We start from the raw sequence: 11,851 nt of genomic DNA, 5'->3' as shown, positions 1-11,851 counted from the left end.
CCCCAACTTCCTTGGCGATCGATCGTGTGCTGCGCCCAGCCGCCGCCAACAGAACGATCCGCGCCCGCTTCAAATCGCGCTGCAACGTCACCGGCGAGCGCCAACACGCCTCAAGCACCTTGCGATCCTTCCGCGAAAGGTGGACTTCTCTTGCTTCGGGTATCATCCAGATATTGAATCACGACTCACGATCCAAGAAAAGTGGGTACTAGTTAGCCAGAACCAAAATTTCCTGAGCGGTAAATCCATCCACGGAGGGATCAAGGGGCTCATTTCGCGAAGTAACGAGAACGGAGGTATCTCAAACGATCCTGGTTCGCCACGAGCGGCCCCCCCAAAGGCGGGGAGGATCGCCGGATCAAAATCGCGCTGCACTCAGGAGACCGAGTGTCGTCGCCCGTAGCGGCGCCGACCTCATGATTGCGGACCTTCACGGCACCGATCTCGGTAATGCGGTCGCCGTTCGACCAGGCGCCCGCTGTGTTGATGCTAACCACGACGCAGTCCTGCTCGGGTCGAAGGGTAGCGCAAACGCAATAATCCGGGAGCACGGAGCGGATGTCGACCAAATTGCGTTTTGCGAAGCCGCCTGCGAGCTGGCAGCGCACCGTTCGGCTCGAGACCTATACCTGATGCATCGAGTCACGTGATCTAGCGAGATGTATCTCGATTTCGATTCCTTACCTGATCCCCCCTTAACTAGCGTCATGACTTGAAATCGTCGCGCAAGAAGGAGGTCCTGAACGCAGCTTGCAGCGTGTCTGCCGACAGAGGCGCAATCCAGGGCAGTCGCCCTAACCACCGCACCCGTCTAATCTCGCAAATCGCTCTCACCGCATCTGAATTCTTTTCGCCAACGAAAGCGAGATTCAAGAATGTCGATCTGGCGTCTTCGGAGCGCCTCTATAGACAGCAGTGAACAATTAATTGTGCCCAAAGTTGTGCTGGTGCACAGTACTACAGGAAGTCGCCATCCCTCCAAAAGGTCAATGTAAAGCGAACCGCAATTCAGCGGCTCCATTAGTCCTCCAATCCCCTCGATCACGAGCGGCTGCCCTTCAGTATCGGGCACGTCCAACGAATCCGCGTTGATGCGAACCTCGTCAACTTCCGCGGAACAGTGCGGCCAAGCGGCCGTTTGCAGTCGGTACCGCTCAGGCACGATGCGATCTGGCGAAAGACTTGCAAGCCGAGCGACGCGCTCAGTATCCGCTTCTCCTTCGAGGCCGGCTTGAATCGGCTTCCAAAACTTCGCGCCAAGTAGATTGACGAGCCCTGCGCAGAACACCGTCTTTCCAACGCCGGCGCCGGTACCCATGACCACTATCCGCTGCTGGCTCGTCGAGCTTGACCTCTTGTCCAGCGTTGTACGCACCTCATTCTCCATTTTTCAGCGACCTCACAAAGCGGACGCCGGTCGACAGGACCGCTTACTCTTCGTAAGACGTTGAACGCATGGTGCCCTCACCTCCGGTTCGAGCAAACGGCTGCTCAGCGACCCTGCTGCGCGCATCGCCGCCTCAAGGCTAACAGCAGCACGTTATGCAAGATACCGGTCGCGATAGGTGTCCGCTGCACCCGCTCTGAAAGACTTCTGGATACTGACTGTTACGTTGAACCATAGACGGCTGTGGCGCGCGCCATTGCGCCCTCCCAGAGTTGCGTTTGATGCGTTGTGGCAGGTTAAGATTGTTGTCGGCGCGCAAATACTGTCCAGATCGGACGGAGGCATTCACGTGCCGCAGGATGTATCCCAATAGACGCAGAACGGTACGATTCGAGCGAAGCTGCACGATTGATGACTGACTTCACGTGGTGTGGTCGATCGAATGAGCGCGGATTCGTTCGGCCAGATCGAGGCATGACGAGGGTGATTTTTTCGTTTTCGACGTAGCGCGAGCTTCCGCCGAAGCGCGAGCGGGCTCGGCCGATGTCGCATAATCGATCAGGATATCCTGCCAAACAAGACGTCGACGCCTCGCTGGCGGCTTCGTATGCACCGCGTGCCTCTTTTTGAACGGCACCGATCCCGGCAATGTTCGATTTGAGGGCCAGCAACGCCTACAAGGGCTTAGAGCGCCCGACGGTCACGCCTCACCTACGTAAGCCATATCCAGAGCGTTGGGCACGGCAATTGTCAGATCCAGCTGACATATATCAGGAAGGTCTGCTGCACACTCGCGGCATCGTACAGCGTCAAAGACCGCTCCGGCTGTCGATGCATTCGGCATTGCCTTGAGCTAGATCCCGATATAACAAGTGGTCAAGTTGCGGCGTCACGTTTACGGCCATCATGATCCGTCACATCGTCTTCTTCACAGCCAAGGAAAAAGCCGATATCGACCAAGTCGTCGAAGGTCTATCGGTTCTCACCTCAATCCCATATGCACGCCGGCTCGAGATTGCCCGCAACCGCAAGAGCGACCAGCTCGGCAATGATATTGATGTCGTTGTGTATGGTGAATTCGACAGCGAGAGGGATCTCGCTGCGTACAAGACGCACGACTTGTATCGAGAAGCGATCCGATGCGTACGGCCGCTCCGGGAGTTGCGCTTTGCCGCTGACTATGAGCTGTCGAAAGACGTGCATTTCGCTGGAACGGCAGGGCTAACGCAAGTCGCTCGGCGTAGTGGACCAGCCGGCCGTGAGTAGCTTGATGATCAGCCGCATGTCTTGTACGTGCGGCACGGAAATAACCCTCCTTCGGAGGGCATCACGCGGCGCAGGCCTCACAACCTGTCGGTGGTCGTAGCAGACAGCCATGCACGTCCGCGAGATGCAGTGGATTGAGCCCGTCAAGGCGCTGCGATGTCTTGCGCAGCGGCCGCAGCTTACCTTTCTCGACAGCGCCGCAAGGCATGAGCTGCTTGGCCGTTACTCATATCTGGCCTGCGAGCCGTTCAGCACCTACTTAGTCGCGGATGGACAGGCAAGTTGGAACGGAGAGGCAATTATAGGGGACCCATGGGAGGTTCTCCGTGACCTTCTTGCCAGATACAAAGAAGCGCACCGCCCCGATCTTCCCCCATTCCAGGGCGGCGCGGCCGGCTTCCTTGCCTACGATCTAAACCGAACACTGGAGCTGCCGGCACCGTCAACTGCGGGTCTGCGGTTGCCGCAATCAATATTGCATTTTTACGACGTAGTGGTCAGCTTCGATCACCGGGACCAGAAGTGCTGGATCGTCTCGACCGGCTGGCCGGAGCAGGACCCCACTCGACGAGCCGAGCACGCGCGTCGTCGCGCCGACGAGTTTGAAGCGCTGCTTGCCAGGCCAAAATCGCCGCGGATCATAATACCCAGCACCGCGGGCCGATGGCATTCAAATTTTAGCCGTGAAGACTTCATAGCGGCGGTCCAGCGCGTCGTCGATTTGATCCTGGCCGGAGATATATTCCAGGCGAACATCGCGCAACGCTTCAGTGCCAAAGTGTCGCCCTTGTTCGATCCCCTCACCTTTTATTGCCAGCTCCGGTCTTTAAACCCGGCCCCGTTTGCAGCTCTCCTGCACTATAACACGCTGACGATCGCATCGAGCTCTCCTGAGCGATTTCTGAGACTTGACGGACGGCAGGTCGAAACACGACCGATCAAGGGCACAATCGCACGCTCCGCTGATTCCGCGGAAGATCTGCACCGTGCCGAGCTCCTTCTCGCATCCGAGAAGGATCGCGCCGAGAACATTATGATCGTCGACCTGCTGCGCAACGATCTGTCACGCGTTTGCACAGACGATTCGGTCGAAGTTTCAGCACTGTGCAACCTCGAAACCTATGCCTCAGTGCACCATCTTGTGTCGGCGGTGAGAGGCGCGCTTGCTGCAGACCAAGACGCTGTCAGTCTACTTCGCGCCTGCTTTCCCGGCGGCTCTGTCACTGGCGTTCCAAAGGTGCGGGCAATGGAGATCATTGCGGACATCGAGAAAGTGGCGCGAGAGGTCTATTGCGGGGCGATCGGCTTCATCGGATTCAATGGACACATGGACACGAACATTGCGATCCGCACCGTCGTAATCGAGGATGGCCTGGCTATATTTCATGCAGGCGGTGGAATAACGGCGATGTCGAATCCGGAAGCAGAATATGAGGAGACACTTGCCAAGGCAAAACGATTGTTCGAGGCCTTTGATGCCGATCCATCTGGTGCATTTTGATTGTCATCATCGACAATTACGATTCCTTCGTATTCAACATTGCGCGCTATTTCCGCAAGCTTGGTGCTCAGACGCAAGTGGTCCGAAGTGATGCGATCAGCGTCACTGAACTCGCTGCGCTCCAGCCGCGCGCAATCGTCATATCTCCCGGTCCCTGCACTCCCATGGAGGCCGGCATATCCACCGCGGTTGTCCGCGAACTTTCGGATCGTGTCCCAATTCTTGGCATCTGTCTCGGCCACCAGTGTATTGGGAGCGTTTTCGAGGGACGCGTCGTGCGTGCACATCGTCCCATGCACGGCCAAGCCTCATCCATAACGCACGGCGGTCGTGGGTTGTTCAAGGGACTCCCGTCTCCACTTTGTGTTGGGCGGTACCATTCTCTAGCGGTCGAACTCGATCTATCAGAAGCACCGGACCTCATGGTGACAGCCCGCTCAGATGAAGGTGAGATTATGGCTTTGGCACATCGGCATCACCCAACCTATGGCGTGCAATTCCACCCGGAGTCAGTACTTACTCAACAGGGGCACGTGTTGCTTATGAATTTCTTGCGATTGGCGGCCAGTTTCGAAGCGTGAGATCGGAGACTTCGTCGAATGGCGAGCTGCGTATTCGTGAAACGCTCGGCAGAGCCGTCGTATCTAACGAGTAGCGGAAATAGCTCAGTTGGCACGCTACGTACGCAACTTTCTCTTTTGGTGCCGCCTCAATTGAATTACTTGGAGCCGCGTCGGCCTCTTCGCAGCACCTCCATTCGGCAAGTCGGGATCATCTTCTGGCTTCTTAGCGAAAACGTTTATTCGAGATCCGCCAAGAGATTGGCGGTGCCTAGGCGGTACTCTCGGTACCGCTGCCCTAACGGGCGTTTCCTCCCTTGACTTGGCCGCCGGTCCTGTGGATCGGCGGTTCTCTTCGCTATTCGATCAACGAATGCGGCTGAAGCTAAGAAACTTCGTCCCAGGGGCAGCAATCCGGCCGTGCTCGCAATCATCAAGCACTTGCTCCCTGCTCAGAAACGAAAGAAGCACGTCAAACATCACCCCTCCCTGCCCTATGAGGAAATGCCGCAGTTTTGGAAGTCGCTGGCAGAGGACGCGTCCGACTCGGCACGCATGTTGCGATGGATCATCTTGACGGCCTGCCGTTACGGTGAAGCCCGCTACATGGACCAAGATAGGGAAGTGAAAGCCGATCTTTGGACCGTCCCGGCCGGTCGCATGAAGGCTGAACTGAACACAGCGTGCCGCTGACACCGCTCGCTTTGGTGCAGTTGCCCTTCAGGCCTGTTTCTGATGCCGCGTTGGCGCATTGCATCGCACGCCACACCAAAAGACACGCCACAACTCACGGCATGCGCTCTACGTTCCGGGATTGGGCTGGGGACGAAACGGCCCACGCGTGGGAAGTCGCAGAGGCCGCAATAGCGCATGCTACCGGCGACGACACGGAGGCAGCCTACAGACGCCGCACAGCGCTAGCGAAGCGTCGAAAGCTGATGGACGATCGGGCGGCTTACTGCACGTCTGAGCGTCGGTAGCGCGAGGGCGAGCCAGCCCACAAGATGTTCCGGACCTGACGAACATCCAACTTGCTCCACACGCTTGACTTGTGCAAAAACCGTCGCTCTACATTAAGGAGTTTCCCTCTCATGAAGTTGACTGACGGCGAAAAGCTCATCCTGCTCATGCTGACCGACATGTACAAGGCAATGAAGATAAAGGGTGAGTTTGACCCGGAATTCATCGCTAATACGATCTACAAAGACAAGCTCTGGGGCTTCAACTGGGAGCTTTCGGGTATACCGTGGGAGCGTTCTGAAGACCCGCCGGAGGTGCGAGAAACGACCAACTTTCTCGACATGTGGCGGTTCGTGGAGGAAGGATACGAAGCACTGACCCCGGCAGAAAAGACGAAGCTAGCAAAAGATGCGGAGCCGTTCGGAACGCATGTGAAATTCCCGGGCTTCGACGGGAATAACGAACCGCATTATGGTATTGCAAACTACATGCTGAACGATATGCGGCATCGCTTCGATTCCTTCAAAGGCCGTGGCGACCTGAACTCACATAGCCATTCGGTCGAATCCTACAGGCGCATGTACGGTGTGTTCGAGCCCATTCGCGCAAACCTACACAATCGAAGTCTCAATTTAGCCGAACTGACGGAAATCTTGAACGCACGAAGGCACCCCAGCCAACGCCAGTAAGCCGGAACACGTGGAGGCAGCATGAAAGGTCTGTTCAACGGTCTATATGGTTTCGGACGGGCGTATCGGAAGTTGCCTCCACATCACAACTTCGCCGAGCTTGCAGACAATATCGACGCCTTCGCCAGCCACCTTCTTGACCGCGCCGTCGGCAAGAATTTTGGCGGAGAGAGTTATATGAACGCACCCGATAGATGGGAGTGGAAGCTTGGTCGCGACCTAAAGACGCTAGTAGAGTACGCGCGCTGCTATGTTCCCGACGGTGTCGATGGACTGCATCGAAAGTGAAACGGTCAGGACGCCAGAGAGAGCCGGCTTCGCGAATCTGAACAGCCCGATAAGTGGAGTTTCTGCCTGACGGCGGGCAAGATTGACCCGCGAATCAGGAGAGACGATGAGCAGACGAGCACGCCGCAACCACACACCAGCTTTCAAGGCGAAGGTGGCGCTTGCCGCCGTCAAGGGCGATCGAACGCTGGCTCAACTGTCGGAGCAGTTCGACGTCCACCCTAATCAGATCGCATCGTGGAAGGCTCAGCTCGAAGGTGGCGCTCCGATGTGTTCGGCCCTGGTGGAGGCCATGGGGCAGCGCCAGCCGTCGTCGACGTGAAGTCGCTGCATGCCAAGATCGGCGAGCTGACGCTGGAGAACGATTTTTTAGAAGGAGCGCTCAGCAAGGCCGGCCTACTGAGCGCAAAGCGATGATCGACCGTGCACACGAGCTGCCGATCAGCCGGCAAGCGGAAGCTCTGAACATCAGCCGCGGCAGCGTTTATTACCTGCCGCGACCAGTGCCGGACGCCGATCTCGCGATCATGCGGCGTCTCGACCGGCTGCATCTGGAGTTTCCCTTCGCCGGTTCGCGAATGCTGAGAGGCCTGCTGGCTGCCGAGGGGTGCAAGATCGGCCGCCGGCATGTGAAGACGCTGATGCGGCGGATGGGGATAGAGGCGCTTTATCGCCGTCCGCGCACCACCAGACCCGAGCCCGGCCACAAGATCCATCCATACCTGCTGCGCGGCATGGAGATCACGCGACCGAACCAGGTCTGGGCGATGGACATCACCTACATCCCGATGGCGAGTGGCTTCGTCTATCTCGCCGTGGTCCTGGACTGGGCAACACGTCGTGTTCTGTCGTGGCGGCTGTCGATCACGATGGAGGCGGCCTTCTGCGTCGAGACGCTGGAGGATGCCTTGGCTCGTCACGGCAAGCCGGACATCTTCAACACGGATCAGGGCTCGCAGTTCACCGGCGCGGCCTTCACCGGCGTGCTCGCCTACAACGGCATCGCGATCAGCATGGACGGCAAGGGCGCATGGCGGGACAACGTGTTTGTCGAACGGCTCTGGCGCAGCATCAAATACGAGGAGGTATACCTGCGTGCCTACGACAGCGTCAGCGAGGCACGTAACTCGATCGGCCGTTATCTCGACTTTTACAACCGTGCATCGGAACACCCATCTGGCTATGTGATTGATGAGAAGAGGTTTTGCTGGTTGGGATGCGATCCTGCGGGGTATTTTGGGTTCTGCCGCGCCCGTTTGGTGATGGATTGAGCAGCGGACGTTGTGAGAGCGGCGCGGGCGAAGATCCAAGGACCATCCGACAGAGGATGGATAGATTCGATCTCTCCGGCTTCAGCTGCCAGCCGGAGCGTCTTGGGCGCGATCTTCAGGATCTGTGCGGCGTTGCTAAGGTTGAGCCAAGGCTCGGTCCCGTCCTCCGCGGGCTTGAACACCGGGATGTGGTAGTTCGAGCGGATTGATGTGACGCGCTCGCGGGTCCAGCGATTGCCGTTACCCGTCTTGAGGCCGTTGCGGTTGAGGAGGCCGGCAATCAGATCGTCGCTGGCGATCAGCACCAGCTGACGCACGGCTTGGATGATATCGGCAGAGGTGCTGTTGCGCTGTCCGCGCCGGGCTTCGGCAAGCGCAACTCGCTGTGGGCGCCACCCACCCAGTGGACGATGAGAACGATCTCCGAGGCCGCATCGTCGATATTAGCCACGACCTCGTGGATCAAGGTGCGCACGATGCGCTTCTTGACACGGGCATCGGTCGTCGGCGCTGACCAGACGGTTCGCAGGTTGGACGCCAAGACGCCGAGCGAGGCCGGAGCAACGCCGGGAGCAGGTGTACTCGCATTATGCGCGGCAAGCTTGCCCTCGACCTCCGCCACGTGGACAAGCGCCCTGTTCCAGCGCGCTTCAAGCTCGCTCGCCACCAGCCGGTTCGTGGGGTCAGCGGCATCGTATTGCCGGAAAGCCCGGTCGGCGGCATAGCGCGCCGCTTCCAGGTCGCGACTGAGAGCATCGCGCACCTGATCCCGTCGTTCTCCGGCTTCCTTGGCGGCAGCGGTTGCCGCGGCGATAGCGCCTGGGCCGACAACGCCGAGCAGTGCTTCCTCGATTGCATCATCGACGCGCAATCCTCCGAAGGCGATGCAGTGAGGGCCGCCATTGTCCATCCAGGCGCGGCTGCAGCTGTAGCGCGGGATATGGTGTTTCATGCCGGAGTACCGGAGTGTGAGCTTGCGGCCGCAGCGCTTGCACCGGATCAGACCGGCCAGCAGCGCGTCACCATGCTTGGGCGCGCCGTGATGCCGACCTGTGGGAACGTTGCTGCTGACCATTGTGCGGATCGCCTCGAACCTCTCCCAGCTCACATACCCTTCGTGGGTATTGGGCTTCAGCGTCAGCCATTCGTTCCGCGTCTTGCGGCGGACCTTCACGCTAACACCCTCGGCGGTGTATCCCGCCGCCACAGCCGTCTTACCATAGGCATAGGCGCCGCCGTAGACCGGGTTCTCAATGATCCGGTGGATGGCGGAGTAACTCGGTCGCCGCCAGGTCGTGTCGCCGTTGGACTGCTTCACCGGTAGATCGAGATTGTACTCGTGGAGCCAGCAGAGCGCCTGTCGCGCGCTGCCCAGTTCCTCGACCTTGTCGAACACCAGCTTGATCGCTTCCTGGACACGCCGATCCGGATCTTTCTCATAACGGTCGCCGGCCTTCACGAAGCCGACGGGCGCCGCCACAACCAACTCGCCCCGGCGCGCCTTCTCGTGGCGAGCCGAGAGCGAGCGCTGGCGCAACAGATCCAGCTCGTACTCGTTGAGGCTGCCCTTGAGCCCGAGCAGCAGGCGATCGTTGCCGTGCCTTGGCGCATAGATGGTCTCCTGATCGACCAGAACGGTATCGACCACGCGGCACATCTCGATGAGTTGCTGCCAATCCCGGCTGTTGCGAGCGAAGCGCGAGACCTCGCGGGCGCAAACCGCACCAACCTTACCGAGGCAAACCTCCGCTACCATCCGCTCAAAGCCAGCGCGTTGTACCCCGCCGGCGGCGGAACGACCGAGATCATCATCGATCACTTCGATCTCTGACCACCCGAGCGCCGTGAGCCGGTCCCGCATGGCGTATTGCAACGCGCTGCTCTCGCGATTGTGCAACACCTGATGTGCTGAGGATTGGCGCACGTAAAGAATCGCCTTGCGCTCCAGATGATGTGGCCTGACCTTGTCAGAGATCATGACCGGCCTCCTTCGCGGGCGGCGTCGCTGTCGTCGCAGCATGGTCGAGGATCAACTGCGTCATCAGCCTCGTGAGGGTCGCCCGCGCTTCCGCCGGCAGCTCCGGCCATGCGGGCGCGCCGATGGCGTCGTTCGACGGGCCGCTCCCGAACAGATCCATCTGCCGCTGCGGCCGCGATCGTCGATTGTGTCGGTATCCGCTCCCTGGCATTGCCATCTGCCGCGACATGGCTCTCTCCCTGATTCTGGTCGTGAGAGGTTCTGGATGCGCCAGAAAGGAGGACGGCTGATGGCGTTCGATCCTTCAACGCCAGATCGAGAAGCGCAGAGAGCGCCGCAAGTGCGTCGATGCTGACAAACGGCTGAGCTGCCAAAAGCTCGGGGTCCGGGCATGCCGTCCGGTCGAACATCCATGCTGGTACTTCAAGCCAACGGTCTGCTTGCGACCCATCCAGCGTGCAGCGAAAAACGACATCACCAGCCTTGTCGACGGCCCCATGAACGCAAACTCGGCGACCAAACCAAGGATGATGTCGATAAAGAACCTCGCGAAGAACGGTCCTGTGGGCGTTCTCAAACCTCGTTGTACAATCGCCGCCGGCCACATTCGAGCCTTGACGGCGGCACACCGGATCAAGCCTACTTCAACCCGCTGCCACTCCGCATGGCGGCCTAACCCCGGCAGACCCTCCACTTATCGGCGCGGAGATTCTGTTCAGACAACCGGGACCAGCTCTTAGCTCTCGACCCAACGACTGGGATGCAAAGGTGAGAGCATCACCCAATACAGCCGAAAGGACGTTGATTGATGAGTCTGCAATTGCATCGACGCCGTCGAGCAGTTCAATCGTCTTCTTAAAATAGTCTGATCCGGTTCCTGCGAAATGTACGTTCTGAAATCGCCTGAGATTGGCGCTCTCAGCGCCGTGCCATCTGTAGCTGGTCTGTGTTCCTTCCGCGACCATCGCTATGCAACTGAGGTTCTGATCTGCGTTCGCAAGGATAATCCTGTATGTTTCGCTCGCAGAGGGACCGTATCGATCGAGGTGGGACTTGATTTCTCTTGCTAGGCCGTAAGCCTACACATAGGTGCCTGACCACGCTAGCGCTACTGTGTCACTGAGTATGTTTACTTTCTACCGTAGCCCGGCCACAGACACGCGGTACATATTGAGAAGGCCCGCATTCAACGGCCCTGGAGCTGGGAGTCTTGATGCGGACGATTGCTCCTCAAAACCTATGAGTAAGGCATCGCCGCAGAGTAGGGGTACATTCTCCCTAGAGCAGGCTGTTGAAGAACTCAGCCGCGTTCGCAAACGAAGGCTGAGTCTTCGCCATTGTGGATGTAGAAGTGGCCGACGAGCCTGTCTGCAGTGCCGATCATAGCCCATCCGCGACCGCAGGACGGATCGTTCTCGTCGTGCCCTTCCCATGAGAACTCCGCGCACGCCGATCCGTCGCGGGTGCCGTAGCGCACGTCCAGGAAGCCCTTGAGAGCCCCAAAGGCGATTTCGCCATCGGACTTGCCCTGGAAGGTGAGATGCGCCTCCTCGACAAGATCGAGGAAGTCGCTATCCCAGACGTCCATCTCGACGATGCGCCAGCGGCCGGCAAAGGCCTTGGCGAAGCTGGGCACCTTGGCCATCAGCCGGTCTCCGCGATCAGCTTGGGCAGCCGCACCAGATTGTAGGCGGTGGCAGCGAAGGTAAAGGCCCATGCGACGCGATCACGGCCACGGAAGCGGGTCTTCTCTTGGCCCGCGATCGTCTTGATCCAGCCGAATGCCTCCTCGATCCGCTTGCGGATTCGCTGGCTGACAGCATAGCCGCCGTGCCGGGTCGTTCGCCCGTCAATCGTAGAGCTGCGGCCGCTAATGTTCTGTGCAACATGCGGCGTCACGTTCATCGAGCGCAGCTCGTTGACGAAGTCTTCCACATCGTAGGCTTTGTCC

At 58.9% G+C, this 11,851-nt stretch carries 11 protein-coding genes and 3 pseudogenes; 7 read left to right on the top strand and 7 right to left on the bottom strand.

Annotation, left to right across the window (positions count from 1 at the left end):
• A pseudogene (locus H8B02_RS39090) lies at positions 1 to 166 on the bottom strand (IS630 family transposase); the annotation flags it as partial.
• A gap of 539 nt (positions 167 to 705) precedes the next feature.
• Positions 706 to 1,387, bottom strand: a pseudogene (locus tag H8B02_RS39085) (dethiobiotin synthase).
• A 906-nt stretch (positions 1,388 to 2,293) separates the two neighbouring features.
• Between H8B02_RS39085 and H8B02_RS39080 the strand changes: the two are divergent.
• The 7 genes and pseudogenes from H8B02_RS39080 (at position 2,294) to H8B02_RS39050 (ending at position 7,922) form a co-directional block, all read left to right on the top strand.
• Complete coding sequence (locus tag H8B02_RS39080) at positions 2,294 to 2,653, top strand: Dabb family protein (RefSeq protein ID WP_229171058.1); 360 nt, start codon at positions 2,294 to 2,296, stop codon at positions 2,651 to 2,653.
• Positions 2,654 to 2,762: 109 nt separating this feature from the next.
• Positions 2,763 to 4,154: an aminodeoxychorismate synthase component I gene (gene pabB, locus H8B02_RS39075; RefSeq protein ID WP_229171057.1), complete on the top strand. Its 1,392-nt coding sequence runs from the start codon at positions 2,763 to 2,765 to the stop codon at positions 4,152 to 4,154.
• On the top strand, positions 4,151 to 4,735 hold the full coding sequence (locus H8B02_RS39070) for an anthranilate synthase component II (RefSeq protein ID WP_229171056.1): 585 nt from the start codon (positions 4,151 to 4,153) through the stop codon (positions 4,733 to 4,735). The genes pabB and H8B02_RS39070 overlap by 4 nt, the downstream gene beginning before the upstream one ends.
• A gap of 399 nt (positions 4,736 to 5,134) precedes the next feature.
• Positions 5,135 to 5,407, top strand: a complete 273-nt coding sequence (locus H8B02_RS39065) for a hypothetical protein (protein ID WP_229171055.1) — start codon at positions 5,135 to 5,137, stop codon at positions 5,405 to 5,407.
• 398 nt (positions 5,408 to 5,805) lie between these two features.
• Positions 5,806 to 6,363 carry a YfbU family protein gene (locus H8B02_RS39060; RefSeq protein WP_229171054.1) on the top strand — a complete coding sequence of 186 codons (558 nt, stop codon included), beginning with the start codon at positions 5,806 to 5,808 and terminating at the stop codon, positions 6,361 to 6,363.
• Positions 6,364 to 6,384: 21 nt separating this feature from the next.
• Complete coding sequence (locus H8B02_RS39055; RefSeq protein WP_229171053.1) at positions 6,385 to 6,651, top strand: hypothetical protein; 267 nt, start codon at positions 6,385 to 6,387, stop codon at positions 6,649 to 6,651.
• A gap of 106 nt (positions 6,652 to 6,757) precedes the next feature.
• Positions 6,758 to 7,922, top strand: a pseudogene (locus H8B02_RS39050) (IS3 family transposase).
• On the opposite strand, the gene H8B02_RS39045 reads toward H8B02_RS39050, so the two are convergent.
• The 5 genes from H8B02_RS39045 to H8B02_RS39025 all read right to left on the bottom strand — a co-directional run.
• Positions 7,832 to 8,239, bottom strand: coding sequence for a hypothetical protein (locus H8B02_RS39045; RefSeq protein WP_229171052.1), 408 nt, complete (start codon positions 8,237 to 8,239; stop codon positions 7,832 to 7,834). The pseudogene H8B02_RS39050 and the gene H8B02_RS39045 sit on opposite strands and share 91 nt — an antisense overlap.
• Entirely contained in the window at positions 8,221 to 9,900 is a 1,680-nt protein-coding gene (locus H8B02_RS39040; RefSeq protein WP_229171051.1) for a recombinase family protein, read from the bottom strand. Before H8B02_RS39040 ends, H8B02_RS39045 begins: the two co-directional genes overlap by 19 nt.
• Positions 9,890 to 10,060, bottom strand: a complete 171-nt coding sequence (locus tag H8B02_RS39035) for a hypothetical protein (protein WP_229171050.1) — start codon at positions 10,058 to 10,060, stop codon at positions 9,890 to 9,892. Before H8B02_RS39035 ends, H8B02_RS39040 begins: the two co-directional genes overlap by 11 nt.
• A 1,140-nt stretch (positions 10,061 to 11,200) precedes the next feature.
• Positions 11,201 to 11,545 (bottom strand): hypothetical protein, encoded by a 345-nt coding sequence (locus H8B02_RS39030; RefSeq protein WP_229171049.1) that lies wholly within the window; start codon positions 11,543 to 11,545, stop codon positions 11,201 to 11,203.
• A partial coding sequence (locus tag H8B02_RS39025; RefSeq protein ID WP_229171048.1) for a transposase occupies positions 11,545 to 11,851 on the bottom strand: 307 nt, incomplete at its 5' end. The genes H8B02_RS39025 and H8B02_RS39030, both read right to left, overlap by 1 nt.

The organism is Bradyrhizobium altum (assembly GCF_020889705.1).
Classification (GTDB): Bacteria; Pseudomonadota; Alphaproteobacteria; order Rhizobiales; family Xanthobacteraceae; genus Bradyrhizobium; species Bradyrhizobium altum.
This window is presented reverse-complemented; position numbering and strand designations above follow the sequence as displayed.